Consider the following 23971-nt stretch of genomic DNA (forward strand, 5'->3'; position numbering starts at 1 on the left):
TCAAGAGTTTCCTATTACTTGCGATTTTTTTAAACACTACAATTGTTACACTTTCATTCCAATGCGAAAAAATATGCTCTATAGTAACCCCCCGACGTACGATCAGGGGGATTTTTCACTTACTGATATAATGGACCAAAGTTTTGGCAGGCACGGTAATCTGCAGCTTCTGGATCTTTTGTTCCGAACATCCCCCATGCACTCGGTCTGAAGATGTCCTCTTCTTTGACGTTATGCATATTCACAGGAATTCGGAGCATGGAAGCAAGAGTAATTAAATCACTGCCAATGTGGCCGTAGCTTATTACACAGTGATTAGCACCCCAATTATTCATTACTGTGTAAACATCTTGAAAGGCACCTTCTCCCGTTAAATTTGGCACAAACCAAGTTGTTGGCCAAGTTGGATCTGTTCTCCCATCCAATACGTCGTGAACCTCTTCTGGTATTTCAACCGTATAGCCTTCTGCAATTTGTAAAACAGGTCCTAATCCTTTCACGAGGTTGAGACGAGCTGCTGTTACAGGCATATTTCCTTTTGTTAAGAAATCGCTCGAGAACCCGCCCCCGCGGAAATATCCTGTTGAAGCTGGTCGCCAGGAAGTAGCTGCCAAACATTTTTGCGCTTCTTCCTCTGTAATTTCCCAAAATGGTTTTATAGCAGGCTTTCCATCTTTCGTTTGTTGTCCTGTCCCGTCAAGTGCAGCTGAACCGGAGTTAATCATATGAATAAATCCATTTGCCGCCAATCCTTCAGGTTTATGTCCTGTCACGCGTTCTACTGCCTCTGGGCTCCAATACGTTCTTACATCTGCAAAAACTTGAGCTGTATTTGTTAATAAATGACCAAATAGCATCGTAACTCCATTTAAACTATCATTTTCAGTAGCCATAATGTATGGCGGGCGAATTCCGTTCCAATCAAATGAGGAATTTAAAATCGTCTCCATAAAATCACCATTCGGGAAATGATCCGTCCATTGACGCTGGCCTTGGAAACCTGCGGAAATAGCGTTATGCCCTAGCGCTTCTTCACCATAACCAAGTTCCTCTAGTTTCGGATTTCCAACCATGAGATCTCTTGCAATTAACGTCATTTTCACACTAGTTTCCCAGTCTTTATTCTTTTGCTCCCTTGATCGTTGCATCTCTTCCGCATTATTATCTGGACCTTCTGGGCAATACTCCTTCACCCAGTTTAAAGCTCTTTCATATTCTTCCTTATCATAAATCTCTTCATCTATCCTTCTGACAAATTCGGTCATATCAATATATTCATTTCTCATTCCTAAATAATCTTGGAAAAACTCGGGGTTAACGGTACTACCGGCAATCCCCATAGATACAGATCCCATCGAAAGATACGATTTTCCTTTTAAAGTAGCAACGACAAGACCAGACTTTGCAAATTGAAGTAATTTTCCCTGCACATCTTCAGGAATAGATGTATCACTTAAATCTTGCACATCTTTCCCGTATATGCCGAAAGCCGGAATACCCTTTTGATTGTGGGCAGCTAAGACAGCTGCAAGATACACTGCCCCTGGACGTTCTGTTCCATTAAATCCCCATACTGCTTTTGGAATGTCTGGATTCATATCCATCGTTTCAGAACCATAGCACCAGCATGGTGTAACAGTAATAGAAACACCAACTCCCTCTATCGCAAATTTTTCAGCCGCTTTGGCCGCTTCAGCCACACCGCCAATACATGTATCAGCGATGACACATTCTACTGCCTCTCCATTGTAATGACGTAAATTTTCAGTTAATAAATTCGCTACCGATTTTGCAAGATTCATCGTCATATCTTCAAGAGATTCACGTACACCATTTCTTCTGCCATCAATCGTTGGCCTAATTCCAATTTTCGGTAATGTATTATAAAATCTATTATGAACTGTTTTCATTTTAAAGCTCCCTTCTTACTACATTGTTATCGATTATTTCAAGAAAACGGCCGTATGCTTCTTGCCATTCTAATTGATTTTGAGGTTGATAATGTTTAACAGGAAACGAGTTTTCAACAACCTCTCTACCTTCCTTTAAATCCTTTATTTTTCCTAGCGCAATCCATTGCGATAATGCATTTCCAATTGCACTCGCTTCAACCGGCCCCGCTACAACAGGGCGGTTAATCGCATTTGCGGTAAATTGACAAAACAGATCATTTTGAATACCACCGCCGCCCATGTGGATAACTTCTATTGACTTTCCAGTTAACACTTCCAGCTTCTCTAACACCCATCTGTACTTGAATGAAAGACTCTCCAAAATACAGCGGAGGAAACTTCCTTCCGTTTCAGGCGGCTGTTGACCGCTCTTTATACAGAAATCAAGGATTTGTTTTGGCATATTTTCCGGATTGAAGAAAGAAGGATCATCTGGGTCTATGAAATGTGCAAATGGTTTTGTATTTCGAATGAACGCTGCTTCTTCTTCGTAAGTAAAAAGCTTGCCTTCTTTTGCCCAAGTCCCCCTACATTCTTGAATGAGCCATAATCCCATAATATTTTTAAGTAGCCGAAACTCGCCATCTGCCGTTCCTTCATTTGTAAAGCCCCATTCCAAAGCCTGTTCATTTATTACTGGATCCTTTACTTGGATTCCCATTAAAATCCATGTACCACAACTCATAAAAACAGAATATTCAGACTTTATAGGTAATGCGGCAAGAGCGCAGGCTGTATCATGCCCTGTACCAGCAATAACTTTAACAGGCTTCATGCCAAATTCGTTATGAATGGAAGGAAGCGTCGGTCCGAGAGTTGTTCCTGGCATTACAATATGTGCCATCATTTCTGTAGGCAAGCTCAACTTTGTCATGAGGGCATTATCCCAATTACGCTCGTGAATGTTAAATAACGATGTCGTTGTACTAATCGTATATTCATTCGCCTTTACACCTGAAAATAAATAGCTCAGCAAGTTTGGCGTTAATAATAGCGTTTTTGCCTTTTCCATTAAATTTTGGTTATGCTTTTTTATAGCATGAAGCTGGCAAATCGTATTAATTGCTGCTGGCGTGACTCCCGTTCGAGAGAACAAAACATCCCTCGGAATGACTTCCGTAATTTCTTTTAAGCTATCATTTGTATGCGGATCTCTATAAGAATAAGGATTGCTAAGCAATTCCCCTGTTGCAGAAAGAAGTCCGAAATCAACGCCCCACGTATCGATAGATAAACTTTCGATCGACTTATGACCGTTTCGAATACTTTTCCCTATTCCATTCTTCATTTCTTGGAAGATCCTTAAAATATCCCAATAATAATGACCTGTTGCGTAAATAGGGCGATTGGAGAACCGGTGAACTTCTTCCAGATAAAGGCGTTTCCCATCAAATCCACTTACCATTAAACGCCCATTAGATGCACCTAAATCAAAAGCCCAAACTTTTTCCATTCCTTCACACCCCTCGGAAACACTTCAATTACTCCCCATCTTTTAGTAGTTGTAATCTATATTTCTCAGAAGATAGATTTCTTAATTCGTGACATTCTTCCTCTGTCAAAATTCTTGGCACGCCCACCGTCGATGCAATCGTATATACTTTGGCTGCTTCTTCTAGAATTTGCATGAGAAAATATGCTTCTTTCATTGTTTTACCAACCGTAAGTACCCCGTGATTCCTCATTACGACTACATCATTTTCTTCAATCACATTTGATACAGCAGTAGCCAATACTTCTGTAGTCGGAATCATATATTCAAGATAAGATACGCTTTTGATCATTGCTGGAAAATCTGGGAATAGACTCGGAATGGTATGACCGGTACATGATACACCTACCGAATAACTTGGATGAGCATGTAAAACAGCTGTTATATCAGGACGTTTACGAAAACATTCCAGATGCATTAATATTTCAGAAGATGGTTTTAAATCATCCAATATCTCACCAGTTTCAATATTGACACGTACCCACTCGTGGTCTTCTATCTCTTGCAAATCAAAACCGCTAGGAGAGATATACATCATATTTCCGTCTCTCATACTTAAATTTCCACCTGCTCCTACTACAAGACCCGTTTGGACAATCTTATTTGCATATACTTTCAAATCATTTATTACACTCGACAATAGTATGCACCTCAGTTTCTCTCTTATTTGCACCGCTAGTTTCGCTTTAAATTTTATTGATATAGAACTTCCTTAATTTTTGGATCATCAATGTTCTTTTTATCGTACCAATAGAAACCAGTGTCAATTGTTTTGGATACTTGTTTCCCATCTAGGTTCTCAACAGCTGCTTTAACAGTTTCATAACCAATTCCAATTGGATTTTGCGTAATCGCACCTGCCATTACTCCGCTCTTAATCGCATCAATTTGTAGTTTTCCAGAGTCAAAGCCAACTACTACTACACTCTTTTTGTTCAATTCTTTAACAGCATTTACTACCCCTATCGCAGAACCTTCATTTGTACCGAAAATACCTTTTACATTTGGGTGCGCTTGCATAATTGCCTTAGCAGCGTCAGTCGATTTTAATTGATCGCCGCTACCATATTGAATATCGACAAGTTTGATGTTCGGATACTTTGATTTGATTGTATTTACAAAGCCATCTCGGCGTTCAACACCTGTTTTACTTGTCTGGTCGTGAGCAACTACTGCTACTTCTCCTTTTTCACCAATTAATCCAGCCATTTTCTCAGCTGCAAGAGCTGCCGCTGCTTTATTATCTGTTGCTGCTGTTGCAACAGGTATATCTCCCTCAACACCTGAGTCAAATGCAACAACCGGAATCTTTTTGTTTTTTGCTTGTTCTAATAAAGGAAGAGCTGCCTTAGAGTCTAATGCCGCAAACCCAATCGCATCTGGTTTTTTATCAAGTGTGCTACGGAGCATTTCAACTTGTTTATCCACCTGCGCTTCCGTTTCAGGACCTACAAATGTAATATTCACCTTATACTCATCTGCTGCTTGCTCAGCCCCTTTTTTAACTGCCTGCCAAAACTGATGCTGGAAACCTTTTGAAATAATCGCAACATAGCGCTTGCCGTCATCTTTTGCAGGAGCATCACTATCCTTACTTCCCGTGCTTGCATTATTTGAAGAACACGCTCCCATAAACATTGAGATTGCGAGAATTGATGATAAAACGATGCCCTTTTTTGCTTTTTTCATCCAAAACTCCCCCTATATATTGTTTTATTTAAAAACAGTATCGCAGTTAATTCTTTGCTTTTTTGTTTCGTAACACATCTGCGTAAACTGCCAATAAGATAACCGCTCCAACAACTACTGTTTGCCACTCTTGCGGTACGGAAAGGATTTGAAGACCATTTGTTAACACACTCATAATCAATGCACCGATAACAGTACCAAGAATTGTTCCTTTACCACCACTTAAAGAAGTTCCTCCGATAACGACTGCTGCGATTGCTTCCAATTCATATCCCGCTCCTAAAGCTGGCTGGGCAGAATTTAGACGAGATGCCATTATGATCCCTGCAACACCAGTAAAAACACCTGCAAGCATGTAGATAATGATTTTCCACTTATCAACATTCACTCCTGAAAGCCTAGTTGCTTCTTCATTGCTTCCTAGTGCAAATGTATACCTTCCGATAATCGTTTTATTTAAAATTAAGCTTGCGAAAATAGCCATTCCAAAAAAGATGAAAACAGCATTCGGAATAGCAAAGCCAGGGATAATAGAACCCATCGCAATTTTGTTAAAGCTTGGTATAGAAGTGAAATAAATTGGAGTGGCTTTCGAAATAACAAGTGCCAATCCTTTCGCGATCATCATCATCGCTAACGTTGCAATAAATGGCGGAATCTTCAATTTTGCAATTGCAGCTCCAGAAATTAAACCTACTACGGCACCTATTAAAATACCTCCGAGTACAGCTACCCAAACTGGTAAACCTAAGTTGACAGCAAACACACCTGTCATAACCGAAGACAAGGTTAGTACGGTTCCACAGGATAAATCAATTCCACTTGTAACGATAATCATCGTTGCCCCTAAAGCAAGGATGCCTGTAACAGCTGTTGATAAAAAGATGCCTATAATATTATCAAATTGCAGAAAATTAGCTGAAGCAATTGAAAAAATGACAACAAGTACAATTAAACTTGCAAATGCTAGAAGCTGCTGAAGAGCATTTGTATTCATCCCTTTCCTCATCTTCCCTTTAACTGGAAGTTCGACTACCTTTTGTATTTCCATTCTTGTTCACTCCTTTATCATCCGTTAGTATCCATTACATAATACGTTTTGTTGCAAGAGTCATAATTGCTTCTTGTGATGCTTTTTCATCATTTTTCAATTCTCCTGTTATTTTGCCTTCACACATAACAATCACGCGGTGACTGATCCTTAAAATTTCAGGAAGCTCTGAGGAAATCATAATAATAGATTTTCCTTGCTGTGCTAAATCATGTAGTAACTTATAAATTTCGTCTTTTGCCCCAATATCAATCCCGCGAGTAGGCTCATCAAAGATTAAGATATCTGAATCTCTAGTCAACCACTTGCCTATAACAACTTTTTGCTGATTCCCTCCTGAAAGATTTTTCACTAATTGATTACCTGATGGTGTTTTTATTTTTAACCTCTTAATTAATTCCTCAGATTGTTGATCCACTTTCGATACATGCATCCAGCCGAAAGGTTTCACATAATCTTTCATCGATGCCATTGCAATATTTGTTTTTACATCCATCCCAACTAAAAGGCCAAACTGTTTTCGATCCTCAGATAAATATCCAATCCCATGTTGCACTGCATCGGAAGGATTTTTAATATTCTGTCTTTTTCCTTTAATAAAAATCTCCCCTGAATCTAGTGGGTCTGCCCCAAATATAGCACGGGCTACTTCTGTTCTTCCAGCCCCCATCAATCCAGCAAAGCCAACGATTTCCCCTTTATACAGTTCAAAACTTACATCCTTTATCGTGTTCCCTCTCTTTAAATTTTTTACTTCAAACACCTTTTCTCTCGATCTCTCTTTCATTTCTGGTTTTTGATTGTTATCAATTTTCCTTCCAACCATCATCGAGATAATTTGTTCAATCGTTGCATCCTTTGTATGCATCGTTCCTACATATGTACCGTCTCGCATAATCGATACACGGTCCGTAATTTTCTTTAGCTCTTCCATACGGTGAGAAATATAAACAATTCCTACACCGTCCTCCCGTAATTTCCGAATCATCACAAATAATGCATCGATTTCAGTATCCGTTAAAGCTGCTGTTGGCTCATCCATAATCAATACTTTTGAATCAAAGGATAGGGCCTTAGAGATTTCTACCATTTGTTGTTTCGCAACTGTTAAATTGCCTACCAATTCTCTTGGGTCTAGATGAATGTTTAACCTTTCAAATAGTTTTTTTGCTCTGTTATTTAGTTCTTTTTCATCCAAAAAAAGATTAAATAGCCCTTTAGGTTCTCTTCCAATAAAAATATTTTGGGCAACTGTTAAATGCGGAGCTAAATTAAGTTCCTGATGGATTATACTGATTCCAAGTCTTTGTGCTGCTTTTGTATCGGGAACCTCGATTTCTCTTCCTTCGTATGCAATCGTTCCAGTATCCCTTTGATAAATCCCTGTTAAAATTTTCATTAATGTAGACTTTCCGGCTCCATTCTCGCCTAGGAGCGCGTGAACTTCGCCTTTTTTCAATTCAAACCGCACATTAGAAAGCGCTTGCACCCCAGGGAACGCTTTACTAATTCCATCCATTTTCAGTAGCAATTCACTCATCCTATCACCTACTACCCTATCAATTTTTTATTCAAATACTATATTAGTTTCATCATGCGTTAATCTGTAACCACGCCCTTTTTTAAAATCATATTGGCATAGAGAGCACTTTCACTCGTTGCAACAATTGCATACGCCTTCTTTGCCCTCTCATAAAACGCAAAGCGGTCAATCATCTCAAACCCATCAAAATGAGTATCATATTTTTTAATTGTCGCATCATACGTTTCCCAAATGGAGGGGGATACATGATCCCCCTTTACAACCTTCATTAACGAAACAGAATGATTACTATACGTATCGAGTGGAAAAAATTGCAAAATTGCCTGTAATACTTCAAGAACCCCATGACCTTCACATCGAATGAGCTTCGTCCCGCAAGAGGCAGCAGGGAAATTGCCATCCGCTAAAACAATCTCATCCCCATGCCCCATTTCTAAAAGAACTTTCATTAAATCCGGACTAATTATTTTCGGTATTCCTTTTAGCATTTCTATCTCCCTTCCGATTTTTATCTTAACGAAAATACGTTTCAACTACTTACACTTTGTGCATCTATTAATAACTTTGGTGTAAATATTTCATGAAAGGGACCTTCTTCATTATTTAAGCGTTTCAGTAATATATCGCCTACCCTTTCTCCCATTTCATATGGTTTGTGAGCGACTGATATAATCCCAGGCGCTTGTAATAATTGTGCGGCTTCCACATCACCAAAAGAAGCGATCACGATGTCCTCTGGTACAGAGTAGCCTCTCCTCGTTAATTCAAGAAGAACACCAAATGCCATTTCATTGTTCAAAGATAGAATAGCTGACGGTTTCTCAGTGAAATTAAGAAAATAATCAACTGCTTTCATACCACCTTCTCTTGTGAAAGTGCTATTAAACGTATAGTTTTCATCTTCTTGAATCCCAAACTCTTCTAAAGCTTTCTGAAATCCTTCATAGCGCTCTTTACCTGTACTAACGTTTAACAATCCATTTACAAGACCAATCGATCGATGCCCCTGTTGTAAAAGATAGCTCGTTAATCTATAAGCACTTTCAAAATTACTTTCTACAACCGAATCTAATTTTGAATCTCCAATCTCAACAGTCCGATCAACTAAAACGATTGGTACACCAGCTTGATGAATACTTCTTACTCTTTCTTCACAACCTCCAGCAGTAGCCAATACAATCGCATCCACCCGCTGTTCCACTAATAGTTGCAACAATTTATCCTCTTTTTTAGGGTTTTCATGACTGCTACAGAAAATAAGGTTATAGCCCTTTTGCTGTACAATATCTTCAATCGCCTTTGAAATTGTCATGTAATAATGGTTTGTAATATCCGGAATCACAACACCAATCGTGTATGTTTTATCTTGCTTTAAACTTCTAGCAATCGCATTTGGTTGATAATTCAATTTTTTCACAGCTAAATGAACACGATCTTTAATGTCGTCACTTACAAATCCACTTTCGTTTAACACACGAGATACTGTAGCTGTAGACACATTCGCTTCCAATGCAACATCTTTAATTGTAGACTTAGCCATTTCATCACTCTTTCTAAATTTTCAAGAAATCGTTTACTTCAGTTTTGTTTAAACCCTTATTTCATCCATGTAAACGATTACTTAGTAGTTTACATGGATAATAATAATTTAATTTTCAGAATATTTCAAGGCTTTTTATAAACATTTTTTTCACAAAAATACACCTATTCATCAGATAACCTGAAAAACGTGAATGGAGTCGTTTTTTTTCGTGATTAAATCCACGTTTATTACACATTCTACTGCCGTCATACCGTTCTATTTTGAAGTTTCATAGCACATAAAAAAGAGCCTACTCGATTGAGTTGGCTCTTCCCTTTATTTACTACTCCCCTGTTTCAGAAAATCGTTTTATACGTTCACCAATTTCATCACGAACACGTTGAAATTCAGACCATTCTTTTCCTGCTGGATCATCAAATCCCCAATGAACACGATTCACATCCGGCGGAGTAGATGGACAAACAGAATCCGCATGACTACAAAGCGTAACGACTAAATCAGCACGATTTAAAATGTTTGCATCAATTATATCTGATGTTTGATTTGTTATGTCGATATTTACTTCGTTCATTGCTTTAATTGCGTTTGGATTTACTCCATGTGCTTCGATTCCTGCAGAATACACATTCCAATTATCTCCTAAATATTTCTTTCCCCATGCTTCTGCCATTTGGCTTCGGCATGAATTTCCTGTACATAAAAAGTAGATTGTCTTTTTGTTCTCCATGTTGTTTTCCACCTTTATTTTTAAATTTAGACTGATTGATCATTAAAATATTTACGTTTAAACCAAAAAGCGACGTTTACAAGTGCAATCATGACAGGTACTTCAACTAAAGGACCGATAACAGCTGCAAATGCTGCGCCCGAATGAATACCAAACACACCAACTGCTACAGCAATCGCTAACTCGAAATTATTGCTACCTGCTGTAAATGCTAATGTTGTAGTCACCGGATAGTTTGCACCAATCTTTCTTCCCATAAAGAAAGAAACAAAAAACATTACAATAAAATAAATGAGTAATGGAATTGCTATTCTTACTACATCTAGTGGTACGCTAACAATCATCTCTCCTTTTAAAGAAAACATAATAATGATCGTAAATAGCAATGCAATCAATGTAAGTGGACTAATCTTAGGTATAAACACCTTTTCATACCACTGTCTTCCTTTTAACTTAACTAGTACAAAGCGCGTCAACATACCTGCTATAAAAGGAATTCCCAAATAAATAAACACTGATTTTGCTACTTCTATCATTGTAATATCGACAATAGCACCTTCAATCCCTAACCATTCTGGAATGACTGTTACAAACACGTATGCATAAATGGAGAAGAATAACATTTGAAATACCGAGTTAAAAGCCACTAAACCTGCCGCATACTCTTTATCCCCATCGGCAAGATCGTTCCAAACAATGACCATCGCAATGCAACGTGCTAATCCAATCATAATGAGACCAACCATGTATTCTGGTTTATCAGGAAGAAAAATAATTGCTAACACAAACATAAGTACCGGACCAATAATCCAGTTTTGTACTAAAGATAGAACTAACACTTTTACATCTTTAAATACTCGGCCCATTTCCTCGTAGCGAACCTTCGCCAATGGTGGATACATCATGACAATTAAACCAACAGCAAGCGGGATAGACGTCGTTCCCACTTGTAATGTATTCAGTCCGTCTACTACACTAGGAAACACAAATCCTAAACAAATCCCAACAGCCATCGCTAGAAAGATCCATAGTGTTAAATATCGGTCTAGAAAAGATAAACGTTTCATTTTATTTTCCATCTCCTATTAACAACAAGAATTTTTAGCTACCTCATTTGAAGTCGTGCAACAAGATGACTCTTCAATTTTGTGAACATTACTATCTGCTTTCGTATAAAAGAATTCCCACTCATTCCCATCAGGGTCTGTTACCCAAAACTTATCTTGCACTGCATAGCAACAAGTCGTATCCATCTCATCACGCGCAAAGAAACCTTCTTTTTCTAATCTTTCTTTATGTAATGTAATTTCTTCAGCTGTATCCACTTGGAAACCAAAATGATTTACCTGGTTTCCCTTCACCTCATCTCGTACGTTCAGCGTGAAATTCAGCCCTGGCGTCTCTAATAAAAATTTTGCATAATCCGTTTTCACCTTAACTGGTGAAACACCAAATACCTTTTCATAAAATTCAATAGACTTCTCTAAATTCGTAACGTTTATACCGACGTGAACATATCTCATACCTTATTCCTCCTCTTTATATATCGTTAATCAATTTTTTTTGATTAATAACTCAAAATTTTAACAGCAGCTACCTTTGCCTGTTTTTCTAAAGATACAGCACAATTCTTCTGATAATAAATTATTCACTTCCGCATCATTTAAATCATAATAACTCCACGTACCTTTTGTTTCTTTTACAATTAAACCTGCGTCTAATAAAATCTTTAAATGATAGGACAACTTAGATTGTGTCATTTCAAAAATCTCTGTTAAATCACATACACACGTTTGGCCTCTCTGACAAAGCTCATACATGATTTCTAGACGTTTCTGATCCGCTAATGCTTTAAACTTTTTCTCATAGAGCTGGAAATTTTGCGCCACTGTAGTTCACTCTCCCTTCATCAATTTTTTTTGATGTTTATAGTATATACGTAGATGAGTTCTATATGCAACTTGTTAATCAAGTTTTTTTGATTTATCAAAAAAACTTCCTCGCATCATCACTTTGCTACAACTAAAAAAGACTATAGCCTTTTCAAAAATGAAAAACTATGGTTCTTTTTACAACTTAATAGTTACAACATTTCCGAGAAATGGAGTCTCTATAACTATTTTTAATTTTAATTTTAATTTGATCATTATAGAGTAGTGCCCCGTCACCCTCAATCTAAGAAAAACAAATACCCCAAAATGAGAAAAATCGATATAACTCTTGTTTTTGGTGCATATTCATAAAAAGCACGTTACCCTTTCTCATTAACATAAGAGAATAATAACGTGCTTTTTATTTCAAAAATAGTCTAAATCCTTAAGTTGATGGTTGTGGGGCGGGACCCTAATAAGAACGGTATCTAAGGTTGTATGAGTGGTGTTAGTTCCATTCCAAAGGCCTCTGCCGACGATTAACTCAAGTACCGGTTTCGGATAACCCCCATGTGATGAAGCTCGTGTCCTGCAATGCTGTACGCGAGGGCGCGCGCCGTAATGCTTAGGTTGTTGGCTGTGCCCTTGCGGATCCACGCCTCCGCTGGTAGCCCGCGCAGCAATGTAATCGTTGATTGCCGTACGGCCCGGTAGTCTTCGGCCAATTGCGCGGTTGTCCAGCTTCCGAAAGGAGGTATGAATAATTCCTGATCGAAACCGGTCAAAGGCGTCTGGTCCCCTCTTGCGAACCGGAGCAGGCGGTAGGTCATGACGCGTTCCGCGTCTGTAATGTGGCCCACAACTTCTTTCAGTGTCCATTTTCCTTCCGCATACCGATATGCGGCCTGGCTTTCGGTCAACGATGCCAGGAGTTCGGTCATTTGCTTTTCCTGAGCGAGCAGAATGTCGATGATGTTACCGTCTGGCACCAAACGGATATATTCGCCGGAGCTCCCAGCGTATTCTTCTTCTGACGGTCTTTGATTCATACGTAATCACCTCTTTATGTATATATAGAAAATTATAGCACTCGTCTATGTCTAATCAATTCGCGAAATGATAAAACTTCCCTTCTAATAATTGAGGATAAGCAACTATTTAGTTGGTCGCCACACTATCCTGATTCGTTAGCACAATAAGCAATGCTAATCAATAATGCATAAAAATTAGAAGTTATACAATATTTCAAAGTTATGAATATATATTAGATTATTCCAAAACATACATAAATACATTTTGTCGAAACTATTAAAAAGGTAAATTTTCTCTAGCTGGAGAATTAATAATTGTTTTACCAATATGTAAAAATCTCAATTTAAAACTAAAGGAGAACAAAATGGGAAAAATAATTGTATCGATGTACCTCTCACTAGATGGTGTCATGGAGGAACCAGCTTGGACTGCTCCATACTTCAATGAAGAAGTAGCAAAGTTTCAATCCAATTTACTGTTTGAAAGTGAAGCTCTTCTACTAGGGCGAGTAACCTATCAAGGTTTTGCAGCTGCCTGGCCTTCTATGACTGATGAAGAAGGTTTTGCTGATAAGATGAACAGCATTCCTAAATTTGTTGCTTCAACAACTTTAGAAAAAACCGAATGGAATGCAAATCTTATCAAGGATAATGTTATAGAAGAAATATCGAAACTGAAGGAACAGCCCGGTCAGAACCTTTTAATCTATGGCAGTGGTGATCTTACACAAACATTAATGCAACATGACCTCATTGATGAATATCACTTTATAGTCAATCCCGTTATCGTAGGAAGCGGAAAGCGTCTCTTTAAAACCGGAAACGATACAAAGGCTTTAAAACTGATCGAAACAATAACGACCAGTTCAGGTGTCGTTATTCTTTCCTATCAGCCGGAGAAAAAAGAATAATTATTGATAAATTATATAAACCAAAAAACTCATCAGAATAAATCCTGTTGAGTTTTTTTATAAGATAATACATATATTAATTTATAAAAATCATACGGGTTAGTACTTTATCAGTCATACCTACATAGGCATCGGATATTCCATATGTTTGTCCTGTTTGGAGAGAGCTCATTAATACCTCCATATCTAGCTGTATATACTCTGTAGCTTTCTTTATTCTTTCATCCTGAAAATAATCAGGTTTGCAATTTTTACAGCCCATACAAAGACAAGGATCCAGAGAGTAATGATAATAATGCCTGTTATCCAATTCTTTGGTTTGCTTGTTATCTGTCTTTCCTCTACCTTTCTTTTACAATCCTCCAACACTTCTTTAGGAATCAGTTTTAATGCCAAGTATACACCTAATGGTACAAGAATCAAATCATCAAGATACCCCAAGATTGGAATGAAGTCTGGGATTAAATCTATAAGACTAAAAGCATACGCAACAACAAGCATTGTAAATAATTTAGCATACCAAGGGACTCTTTCATCTCGATATGCCAAATAAAGTACAAGAAGTTGTTTTTTTTTAGTTTCTAGCCCATTTTTTCATTTTTTGTATGATAGATATTTTTTCTTCTGTTTCTATCGGTTTATTTTGATTCAAATTATTCCTCTCCCATTTTATTACTACGTACACATCTTCTCAGAATTGTTCTTATTAACTGTATAATAATTACATAGCTACTATTGAGTCTAATACTTTATTTTAATAAAAACTATTTATAATATAAAACCTAATGATCAGTCTACATTTTATTAATCAATAAATTAGAAAGATAAGAGATAAGAAACACGTTTAAATCAACTAGGTTTAATCTAATTCAGTTTTTAAATGGGAACAAGCATGTGAGGGAGGGATCCCCAGATTTTCGTTCTGGGGTATTCTTTAATTTTAACCTGATAGACATAGGATATGTGTTGTTTTAAAGAAAATAGAAAAAGCGTATTTTGACTAGATAATCAAAATACACTTTTTTCTTTCTTTATTTATTTTGTAAAAGGTGTATAGGTTTAGCCGATAATGATTGTTTTGCTGCTATCCATACAACAATTATTGTTGTTATAACAGATAAAAGTATGCCTAAAATGGACCAAGTCATATCTATTTTCATCGGCATTTGGAATAAGAAGCGTAAAGTGATACCTGAAAAGGCTAGGGCAATTCCAGCGCCAACTAATCCAGCCGATAGGGAGATAATCGTGTTTTCTAATAAGATAGACTTCATCAAATTACTAGAAGACATACCAACTGTTTTCATAATAGCAACATCTCGTGTCTGTTGCATTAAGCGAATGACAACTTGATTTCCAATTGTAAGAACAGCTGTTAAAAATGCGAACAACGCTACAATTGAGAAGAAAGCACTTTGCATTTGAATAATATACTGAAGACTATCGATTGCTGTAGCGGCAATTGAATATGCCATTGCTGAACCAGGAAGTTTTTCATTTAATTCTGTTAATATAGTATTTGTTTTTTTAGGATCACTATCTAAGGAATAAGTAATTCGGCTTGGTTTCCCATATGTAGCTAATGTTTCAGTTGGAATACGGATGCCAACGGTTTTAACTACACCAGATTTAAAGAAACCTATAATTTCGCAGTTTACTAATTCATTTCCAATTTGAATGTCAACTGTATCACCGACTTTTACACCTAATTTCTTATAGCTGTCCAAAAGAATTGCTTTTTTCCCCTTTGCATCCGATAGAGCTAAATCACGCCCTTCAGATATCATATAGGATCTAGAGTTAAGAGAGGTATCTACCCCTTCTATTGAAATTTTAGTTGAGCTAAAAAATTTATCATCTTTTATATTTTTCATGAATATAGATGCTGCGTCCACTCCGTTAATATTTTGGAGTCTTCCATCTAATTGATAACCTTTTTTCGATCCTTTTATGTCCTTAATAGATTGTAGCTGCTTTTCAACGTTCCCTTCGTCATGAATGGAACTTGTAATAAGGATATTTCCCATTGCCTCTCTTTCCAATTGACCTTGAACTGACTCAATTAAATTGTCTGCAAATACATGACTAGAGACAACAGAAACAACACCAATAGTTAAGGTAACTGCCAATAAACCATTTCGTTTACTTGTAGTAGCCATGTTGTGTAAAGCAAGAAAGAGGCTTTGTGGCATTATGCTTTTCATGGCGCCAATTAATCTGAATAATAAAGAATATATAAACCCTATAAATCGGACAAAAGTAAAAATAAATAACAGAACTGCAGTTGTAAGTAAAAGAGCAAGAAACCACTTAAAGACTGCGTTGCCATTTGTATTTGTTGTGAAAGCTATATTGTAAACATAAATAGAAAGAATGCCACAAGTAAATATAAAAAGTTGAAATTTCTTTTTAAATGGTAAAGCATAATTCACACTTGTGTTCTCAGTATCACGTAACATTTGAAGTGGTGATACACACATTCCACTTTTTACTGGTATCCAAGAAGCTAAGAAGGTTACAATTAATCCCACAATAATTGTTGTAAAAATTACGGACCATGAAATTCCCCAATGTAGCGGTAGTGAAAGCACGTCTGCTAGATAGGACGTCAGCCAAACACTAGCTAATAAGCCGAGTACAATCCCACCAACTGTTCCGAGAATCGCTAGCCATAATGCTTCTAATAGAAAATATCGAATAATATATTTAGTTTTCATTCCTACGGACTTCATAACAGCGATATCATGCGTACGTGAAGCAATAATGACTTTCATTGTATTAGAAGTAGTAATAGCGGCAATTCCAAGAGCTAATATACTGAAAAGCTGAAGAAATGGTAACAACATCCGTAAATCTTTCTGTTTCTCTAGCTCCTTATCCTGAACATCTATTACACTACTTTGTGGTAATTGTTTTTGAATATTCTTTTTAAAAGAAGAGATATTAACATTTTCATTTAATAAGATTAATGCTTCATTAATTGTGCCTGCAGGTACATTTAAAAGCTGCTGTGCTTGATCTAAATGTACATAGGCAGTTCCAAAAATTGAAGCATCGCCATAGGATTCTTGGACACCTTCTACTAAACCACTAATTTTATAAGAGGTCATTGCCCCAGTAGAACGGTTAGGAATCTCAACTCTATCTCCTACTTTGACTTGCAAACGGTCAGCTGTATTTTTTGAAAGTAGTAGTTCATCTTTATGTAAAGTACGAATATTAGGAAACAGATTATCACCAAAGAAAGGATAGTGGTTCGTTTCAATTCCCTTTACAATTAAACTTGTTGTTTTCCGATCAGATTTGACCATACTTTGACCTAATAAAGAAGTTGTGAGCGCTTTCTGTTCTTCTTTAGGAATGGAAGAAATAAGAGTTTCGCGATCCATCGGTTTTAAATAGGATTGAACTGACACATCCCCTCCTAAAAGAATTTTAGAGGATTCGTGAATAGATCGCGGAACCAGCTCTACCAACATAGACATAGAAAAGAAACTAGCTACTCCTATTAAAATACTGAACACAGTAAAAAAAGTTCTTAAACGATTACGTGCTAAACTACGTAGTGCAGATTTTAGTAGCATGGTGTTATGCCACCTTCTTGCTCACTAGATTTTGTATGGTCGTTAAAGGTTTCTTGAACGAGGAGGCCATCTTCCATTTTTAAAACACGATCTGAAAGTTTTGCCACATGCGTATCATGTGTAGCAATAATAAACGTCATCTGGAGTTGGTCACGTAGTTGAAAAATTAAGTCCAAAATATTTTTTCCTGTTTTGGAATCTAAGTTCCCAGTTGGTTCATCAGCAATAACAATGGCTGGATTATTTACTAATGCACGAGCAATTGCTACACGCTGTTGTTGACCTCCAGATAGCTGGCTTGGTAAATGATGATATCGTTCTTTCATCCCAACAAGGTCCAACATTTCCCTAGACTTTGTTATCATTTCTTTTTGGCTTCTTACTCCAGCGCACATAAGTGCCATCATAACATTTTCTTGAGCGGTCATTGTTGTGATTAAATTATACGATTGAAAAACAAAACCAATCTTTTTTGCACGGAAATCAGCTAGCTTTTCTTCTGACATGGAGGTAATATCTTGTTGTTCAATAATAATACGTCCTTCGGTAGGGGTATCCAATGATCCCAGTATTCCAAGTAGTGTGGATTTTCCGCTTCCACTAGGACCAATAATACTAACAATCTCTCCAGAATAAAATTTAGTGCTAAGCCCTTTTAAAATTTGAATTGTTCCTGCTTCGGTTTCATAAGCTTTCTTGATTTTTTCTACTTGAAGGATGGTTTGTTTGTTTATCATCCTTTTCCCTCCCGGCCCTTTTAAATTTTAATGTAAAGACAACTATTGTTCTAATTAAAACTATAATTATTACAATAATGGCACCTTTTGCATTTCCCCATGTGAACGAATCTAGCGATGTGAATAAATAGATGGTATATCGAAGAATGAACCAGATAGCAGTGATAACTGAACAAAAATATATACTAGCATATGTAAGAAATGCTATTTTATAGTGCCTGTTCATCCTCTTAATTGTATCATTAAATTGCTTTCGATAATCAGGCTTGAAAAAAAAGTATCCCAGGAGACCACTTTTCACCAATTGGAAGGTTCTAGTATGCAAGTTTGCAATTCCTAGAATGTCAGTAAGAACCCAAAAACCGTCATATTGTAAAAATGGATATAAGTTATATAGAACTGTAATGAGTATGAATTGATTTGCTACAAAAAATTCCTGGAATCCTGAAATAAAATAACACAACTCAAATAATATAAATATTCATAATTCAAAGTAAATTCCGCCCAGGTCAATAACTACTCTTTGTCGTCTAGGCAATCGCCAGGTATCACTTAAATCAACAAATAAAACAGGCCGCATCATATAAAGACCCATTCCGACGTCTTTAGGTTGTATTTTATATCGATAAGCAGCAACTATATGACCAAGTTCATGGATAATAATAGAAAATAATAGCAGCAAAATTGCAATAGTAAATTTATAAACGGATCCAAATGTGTTTGATATATTTTCAGTATTAGCCTGAAAAAAATAATGTATTAGACTTATACTGAAGAAAATACTAAATAAAACAAATACGCCCCGAAAGAATAAGAATTCGAAATATTTGGATGCCTTTTTTAAGTAAGAAGCGTGGAATATTGCTATTCTAAATGTAATTGCAGAGTGATGAGATGCTTTTTTTTCAGAACCAACTAAAACCCCTTTTGGTAATAGATGTTCATTTATCAGTTCTGTTAACTCATTTATAGTAATATTGCCATCGTGATTCGTTTGTACCATTGTACATATATCTCCTATGGATGTGGTTCCATCCATATAATTGAATAAATTTCTCAGTGATTCAGTGACTTTTAATTGTAATCCGTTATCAAATTTTATTAAATAACGAGGCCCCTCCTCCCAAACATCCATATTATAAACTTCGTATGGAATTAACTTTGGAAAGATATTTTGCGATGCTGTCAAATTGATCACATCCTTTAAGAGAAAGTAACCCCACAATGGTGAAGGTATTTGTGGAGTTATATCTTTTTATTTAATTAGTTCTAAAAAGGCAGTTTCATTTTTCTTAATATAAGTCGAAATGGTTTGATGTGAATCATTACAGTAAGGTTTATTAATGGCACCATTTCGCATTAAATTAGCATAAGCACATCCTCCACCACAAAATAGTGAGATACTACAACTACTACACTGTTCGGAGTCAGTAATATCTGGATCCCAAATAGCATGCTTATCAGCATCTAAATTGTATTCAGGAAAAAAGGAACCCACTGCAGTTTCTGGCTTACCTACGGCCTCAGGACAAGCGTATATTAAACCTTCTGCACCAAATGCATAGAAACGCTGTTCTCTCGCACTACATTCTTTAAAATAAGGTAAACTATGCATGACAGAAGAGCAGGAATCAAGTTCACTTACCTTCTCCCAGTCAAAAGTTCGTATGGCTTGACGGATTCTAGAAGTACGAATGTTAAGGTCTGTACCCAGTTTTGCGTTAAATTTATCCATAAATTCTTCTAAATCTCCGAAAATATTATAAATTTCGGCGAGTAATTCATGCTCTGGAAGGTGATTTGGTAGATTATCTCCGTAATGATCAGTAACAGGAGATACCTGCCAACCAAAATTAGGATAAGTATTCCAATGTTGATCTTCGATAAAGGTTGCTAATTCTTTTACATATGCAAGATTATCTTTATTCACATTAGTACGTAAGCCTACTGCGAAACCACGCTCTAATGCCAGTGAAATATTAGCAGCAATTATCACAACAAATTGAGCAGTTGAAGCATTTCATTTCATCCCTGTTTTCAAGTGTTTCCATTTGATCAGCTAACTTTGTCCAAAGCTGTTCATTGTCATTAACTGAACGGATTTTAAAAGATTTTTTTTCCATTTTTAAATCCCCCTCTATTATAGTTGCTTTGTTTTCATATAAAATAAAATGAAAGTGGATTCTGATATAAAATAGCTTTATGAAAATAAGTTGATAAACATTGAAAATTACTTTGCTATACCAGAAAACTTCCATTATTTGGATCCGGCTCAATAATTATAATAAATGGAATCATATGTAATTAGCAACTTCAAAATTCGGAATATTTCGTGATAGATTTTTCAGATATTAAAGTATAGAAATGGTGTTATAAAGCTCACAAACATTCAAAAATACATACATAAAGAAATTCGTTCTCCTGAAAGAATAAGAGTAACCTGAACTATCTACAGAAGGGACGGATTGTATGATAACCTTTTTTTCATGAGTTTTGTGGTTTATCATTTGTGCCTCATATTTCTACTTTTTCACGTGTAGTGCTTGGTTTCGAGAAGAAGGCATTCCTCTGCTTCACGAACAGGTACTAAAAGAAATGCATCGTGATTGATTCCTTGTGCTTTAATTAAAAGTACCGCCACTGTACCTACAAAACAACAATTGTGTGATAATTATCCATCATTATATTGTTATCCCCATAGCAAAGTATCATTTCATTCTACTATGAAGCATTCCTCCTCTTTTTTTAATAGAAAAAGAGAGTCCCTTTATAGGCACTCTCTTTTATGTATATCCTCTATGTTTAATCGATTACGATTTCATGCATATTTAGCATGTTTAACTTTTCTTTATAAAAACTCAGTACTTTTTGAGCATGTTGTATAGTCATTAATCTATCTTAAACAGTAAGTGATTCAAAATACGGATAAACGAATATCTGTAGCATAACCATTTAGCTGCACGCACTGTTCTAAAATCAATGAGGATTCCTCATCTAATTTCCGACACGATTTGTGCAGCATTAAAAGGTTATGAGTTTTTGGGACTGTTCTACCGTTTAGTGCAATCTTATGTTCCATAGTTACGGTACGACTAGCACGTTCTAGAAACTCTTCTGGCCCATACACTAAAAAATCAACTGGTGTTTCCATAACATCGTAAATACCCCAATTGATACGATTAATGACTCCCCTTTTTCTTGCTCCTACACCTTCTACAACAATACAGAGATCAAATTCACTGTCTTCATTTGGTGTGCCATATGCATGAGAGCCAAAAAGGATGATTTTTTGGACAGAAGACACAGTTTCACAAATCTTTTGAACCAATAGGTCCAATTCCCTTTGTACTTCTTCGTTAATCCGAATCACTCCTCGGATAAAGTAATTATATTGACGTTTAAGTATATTATACATGCGTTGCTCTTCTCCTTCCTATTACATATTTATTTTTATATTGTTCTCTTGTTTCCCAACGTTCTGCAATGCTTGATAACATTCGTATACCTGCTTAAAATCCTGTAAGAATCCATCATCAGAGATACTATGAAATCCTTTGAAGTTCTTTCTACACCAATATAAGAGATCAAATTCATCCTTAGCTAAAAAAGAATCTGGATTGAAATGAATAAATGCCTCTGCTATACAAGCCAGAAGCAATGGTATCATTTCAGCATCCTCTTTTGATAAATCCAGTACAGATACAACGGGGTATACTGCTTATATTGATAGTATTGTGGCGGTACCCCACATCCATCAACTTGAAGGCTTTATAATGCCCCTAAAACAAAAAAATTACGCATTTTCACCTGGAGATGCCCATTTTCTCGTTTTGGGGTATTTGCTTTTCTTAGATTGATTGGCATGGGGCGGGACCCCAAACAGTACGATTTTATTTCAAAGACACAACGATCTTACTACACACTTTTTATTTATCCCACACTCTCATCTGCTAGTATTACTATTTTTTATTACTAATGTTGCCGTTTCACTCGGATGGCTAAGAGGAAAATGATGGCCATATGGAACAAAATCAACCTTACCAAGATGCGATGGAGCAGAATAGCCTCTGTCATACTCCCCCCAAATAATGTGAAGATTATACTTTGTTACTTCATTGAAATCACCTTGATCGTTTTTCAGTAGTAAACTGTTAAGCTGAACCGTAGTATTTAAAATTCTAGGAGAAGTAAAACTTTTACTTATTTTTTCAATATAATGTTCAGGGATGCTCTCCGTACTTTCAAACAAACCATTACTTAATAAATAACGCTCTATCAAATTAGTAGTTGCTAATTTTAATGTCCATTTGTTCATAAATTGAGGAACATTTAGCGATTTAGCATTTTTTTTAGCAACAGGTGGCTGTAGTAAAGTGATTGCATACTTCTCATCTATGTACTCTTGTACCAATGCTTCCAGAAGAATAAACGCACCGAATGAATGTCCAATTAGATGTGCACCATTCGTAGCTTTCTCCAATAACTTTTTCACTACATTCAAATAGATAGCTAGAAGATTTTTCTCTCGTTTAAAAGGAGAACGTCCCAAACCTGGAAGATCCAAAATCCATACAGGTTGACCAGTTTTTTCATGAAGCTCTTGTGCTAAAGGAAATAAATCCTCTCCATCACTCAATAAACCATGTAATAAAATAAACGGTTTACCCTTTCCTTGTAATTGGTAAAGGGTATTGTTATCGCATAATGTTCGTTTAAATACATGATTATGCTGGCCATTTTGATACATCATTCGATAATCCAGATCAGCTACTACGGCAGGGAAAAATTTCATTACACTCGTCTTCTTAAACCAATCTCCTCCCATAATTTTTTTCGCTGAAACATCTGAAAATTTTCGGTTTGTAATAAAATTCAGTCCATCAGAAGGAATTTTTGTTATTTTACTTACTCCACTATTCATAATTGCTTTCATAAATGGCATTGGAACAGAGATTTTTGGTGCCCTCATATTCATACTTTCCGACATAATACTTAATAATTCAGCAATGTTTTGATCGTGCTGTTTGTCTTCAACAAGTGTATATGTTTGAATAGTCGGTTGCTCCAATCTGAAAACCTGCACAATAAACTTCGCAAGCTCATCGTTTGAAATAAGTGGTAACCTGTATCCCTTACCTCCAGGAATCACTGGCATGAGCCCTCTTCGCATACTCATCACAAGCAAACCTAATCCTGCTATCTGCTCTGTACTCCCTGTTTTACTACTACCGACTACAGTTGGCGGATTAATTACAGAAAGCGGATAACCTACTGCTGATGCCTGCTGACGGATATAAAGATCTGCTAAAAATTTTGTTCTCTCATATGGATTTTTTATTTTCAAATAATTGTTTCCTTCTTTAAACACATCAATTGCAATCTTGCTATTTTTATCATCAAAGGGACTCATATAACCTACAACATGAATAAATTGTTGCAAGCCCTTCAATTGATGAATACTTTTAGCTAATTCACTAATATGTTTGGCGCCATTTAAAAATACGGAAGCTGCCTCTTTACTTGTCGCTTGAATATCCATGGGACCTCCTGCGTGAATAATCACATCCGTTTTCAATACCCTCTCCTTATCTTCAGCACTTAGACCTAAATCTATTTTCGTCAAATCACCTTCAATAAAGTGCATAACTTCCTTTTTTAAGATGCCTCTTTCTTGAAAAATGCTTGTTGCTTTACTTTTCGACCTCACTAAAAGAAGAATTTTAACATCCTCTTTGGCTAATTCTTTCACTAATTGCTTTCCAATAAAGCCTGTTCCACCAGTTAAAAATACTGTTCTCATATAAAATCCCCCTTTTAGTACTACTTAGTACTAATTCGAT

General features: G+C 36.4%; 21 protein-coding genes and 5 pseudogenes. 2 read left to right on the forward strand and 24 right to left on the reverse strand.

Annotation, left to right across the window (positions count from 1 at the left end; genetic code table 11):
• Positions 1 to 119: 119 nt before the first annotated feature.
• From EGX95_RS14290 to EGX95_RS14350, 13 genes are all read right to left on the reverse strand, one after another.
• Positions 120 to 1910: an L-fucose isomerase gene (locus EGX95_RS14290; RefSeq protein ID WP_000859474.1), complete on the reverse strand. Its 1791-nt coding sequence runs from the start codon at positions 1908 to 1910 to the stop codon at positions 120 to 122.
• 1 nt (position 1911) lies between these two features.
• Positions 1912 to 3405 carry a rhamnulokinase gene (locus tag EGX95_RS14295; RefSeq protein ID WP_000416988.1) on the reverse strand — a complete coding sequence of 498 codons (1494 nt, stop codon included), beginning with the start codon at positions 3403 to 3405 and terminating at the stop codon, positions 1912 to 1914.
• Between the two features lie 28 nt (positions 3406 to 3433).
• The gene (locus EGX95_RS14300; RefSeq protein WP_000100000.1) at positions 3434 to 4084 is read right to left on the reverse strand and encodes a class II aldolase/adducin family protein; all 651 of its coding nucleotides are present in this window, start codon (positions 4082 to 4084) and stop codon (positions 3434 to 3436) included.
• Between the two features lie 53 nt (positions 4085 to 4137).
• Positions 4138 to 5133 (reverse strand): ABC transporter substrate-binding protein, encoded by a 996-nt coding sequence (locus tag EGX95_RS14305; RefSeq protein ID WP_000709393.1) that lies wholly within the window; start codon positions 5131 to 5133, stop codon positions 4138 to 4140.
• Between the two features lie 46 nt (positions 5134 to 5179).
• Complete coding sequence (locus tag EGX95_RS14310) at positions 5180 to 6184, reverse strand: ABC transporter permease (RefSeq protein WP_000405465.1); 1005 nt, start codon at positions 6182 to 6184, stop codon at positions 5180 to 5182.
• Between the two features lie 34 nt (positions 6185 to 6218).
• Positions 6219 to 7724, reverse strand: coding sequence for a sugar ABC transporter ATP-binding protein (locus tag EGX95_RS14315; protein ID WP_001292576.1), 1506 nt, complete (start codon positions 7722 to 7724; stop codon positions 6219 to 6221).
• 59 nt (positions 7725 to 7783) lie between these two features.
• Complete coding sequence (fucU, locus tag EGX95_RS14320; protein ID WP_000911706.1) at positions 7784 to 8215, reverse strand: L-fucose mutarotase; 432 nt, start codon at positions 8213 to 8215, stop codon at positions 7784 to 7786.
• A gap of 41 nt (positions 8216 to 8256) precedes the next feature.
• Positions 8257 to 9267, reverse strand: coding sequence for a LacI family DNA-binding transcriptional regulator (locus EGX95_RS14325; protein WP_001140121.1), 1011 nt, complete (start codon positions 9265 to 9267; stop codon positions 8257 to 8259).
• Positions 9268 to 9592: 325 nt separating this feature from the next.
• Positions 9593 to 9997 (reverse strand): arsenate reductase (thioredoxin), encoded by a 405-nt coding sequence (gene arsC, locus EGX95_RS14330; RefSeq protein WP_000428338.1) that lies wholly within the window; start codon positions 9995 to 9997, stop codon positions 9593 to 9595.
• Positions 9998 to 10023: 26 nt separating this feature from the next.
• Complete coding sequence (arsB, locus tag EGX95_RS14335; RefSeq protein WP_000826525.1) at positions 10024 to 11064, reverse strand: ACR3 family arsenite efflux transporter; 1041 nt, start codon at positions 11062 to 11064, stop codon at positions 10024 to 10026.
• Positions 11065 to 11082: 18 nt separating this feature from the next.
• A complete protein-coding gene (locus tag EGX95_RS14340; protein WP_001271014.1) occupies positions 11083 to 11520 on the reverse strand; it encodes an ArsI/CadI family heavy metal resistance metalloenzyme in 438 nt (145 codons plus the stop codon).
• Positions 11521 to 11580: 60 nt separating this feature from the next.
• Entirely contained in the window at positions 11581 to 11886 is a 306-nt protein-coding gene (gene arsR / locus EGX95_RS14345) for an arsenical resistance operon transcriptional regulator ArsR (protein WP_000068188.1), read from the reverse strand.
• A gap of 521 nt (positions 11887 to 12407) precedes the next feature.
• Positions 12408 to 12917, reverse strand: coding sequence for a DinB family protein (locus EGX95_RS14350; RefSeq protein WP_001076313.1), 510 nt, complete (start codon positions 12915 to 12917; stop codon positions 12408 to 12410).
• A gap of 347 nt (positions 12918 to 13264) precedes the next feature.
• On the opposite strand from EGX95_RS14350, the gene EGX95_RS14355 reads away from it, so the two are divergent.
• A complete protein-coding gene (locus EGX95_RS14355; RefSeq protein WP_000516235.1) occupies positions 13265 to 13810 on the forward strand; it encodes a dihydrofolate reductase family protein in 546 nt (181 codons plus the stop codon).
• 88 nt (positions 13811 to 13898) lie between these two features.
• Here the strand turns inward: EGX95_RS14355 and EGX95_RS14360 are convergent.
• The 7 genes and pseudogenes from EGX95_RS14360 to EGX95_RS30430 all read right to left on the reverse strand — a co-directional run.
• Positions 13899 to 14063: pseudogene (locus EGX95_RS14360) on the reverse strand (IS4 family transposase); the annotation flags it as partial.
• Complete coding sequence (locus EGX95_RS14365; RefSeq protein WP_042469516.1) at positions 14024 to 14359, reverse strand: YkvA family protein; 336 nt, start codon at positions 14357 to 14359, stop codon at positions 14024 to 14026. The pseudogene EGX95_RS14360 and the gene EGX95_RS14365, both read right to left, overlap by 40 nt.
• 482 nt (positions 14360 to 14841) lie before the next feature.
• Positions 14842 to 17394, reverse strand: coding sequence for an ABC transporter permease (locus tag EGX95_RS14370; RefSeq protein ID WP_000925106.1), 2553 nt, complete (start codon positions 17392 to 17394; stop codon positions 14842 to 14844).
• Complete coding sequence (locus EGX95_RS14375) at positions 17385 to 18131, reverse strand: ABC transporter ATP-binding protein (RefSeq protein WP_000608860.1); 747 nt, start codon at positions 18129 to 18131, stop codon at positions 17385 to 17387. The genes EGX95_RS14370 and EGX95_RS14375 overlap by 10 nt, the downstream gene beginning before the upstream one ends.
• A 481-nt stretch (positions 18132 to 18612) precedes the next feature.
• Entirely contained in the window at positions 18613 to 19329 is a 717-nt protein-coding gene (locus EGX95_RS14385; protein WP_002027981.1) for a hypothetical protein, read from the reverse strand.
• A gap of 57 nt (positions 19330 to 19386) precedes the next feature.
• Positions 19387 to 20127: an SPASM domain-containing protein gene (locus EGX95_RS14390; RefSeq protein WP_123805640.1), complete on the reverse strand. Its 741-nt coding sequence runs from the start codon at positions 20125 to 20127 to the stop codon at positions 19387 to 19389.
• Positions 20111 to 20254, reverse strand: coding sequence for a hypothetical protein (locus EGX95_RS30430; RefSeq protein WP_000412663.1), 144 nt, complete (start codon positions 20252 to 20254; stop codon positions 20111 to 20113). Before EGX95_RS30430 ends, EGX95_RS14390 begins: the two co-directional genes overlap by 17 nt.
• A 353-nt stretch (positions 20255 to 20607) precedes the next feature.
• Here EGX95_RS30430 and EGX95_RS14395 point away from each other — a divergent pair.
• A pseudogene (locus EGX95_RS14395) lies at positions 20608 to 20770 on the forward strand (ISNCY family transposase); the annotation flags it as partial.
• Positions 20771 to 20933: 163 nt separating this feature from the next.
• Here EGX95_RS14395 and EGX95_RS31135 read toward each other — a convergent pair.
• From EGX95_RS31135 to EGX95_RS14415, 4 genes and pseudogenes are all read right to left on the reverse strand, one after another.
• Positions 20934 to 21198: pseudogene (locus EGX95_RS31135) on the reverse strand (HEPN domain-containing protein); the annotation flags it as partial.
• A pseudogene (locus tag EGX95_RS30805) lies at positions 21175 to 21546 on the reverse strand (nucleotidyltransferase domain-containing protein); the annotation flags it as partial. The pseudogenes EGX95_RS31135 and EGX95_RS30805, both read right to left, overlap by 24 nt.
• A gap of 21 nt (positions 21547 to 21567) precedes the next feature.
• Positions 21568 to 21881: pseudogene (locus tag EGX95_RS14410) on the reverse strand (hypothetical protein); the annotation flags it as partial.
• A 193-nt stretch (positions 21882 to 22074) separates the two neighbouring features.
• The gene (locus tag EGX95_RS14415) at positions 22075 to 23931 is read right to left on the reverse strand and encodes an alpha/beta fold hydrolase (RefSeq protein WP_001261157.1); all 1857 of its coding nucleotides are present in this window, start codon (positions 23929 to 23931) and stop codon (positions 22075 to 22077) included.
• Between the last annotated feature and the right edge of the window lie 40 nt (positions 23932 to 23971).

The organism is Bacillus sp. FDAARGOS_527 (genome assembly GCF_003812125.1).
GTDB lineage: Bacteria > Bacillota > Bacilli > Bacillales > Bacillaceae_G > Bacillus_A > Bacillus_A paranthracis.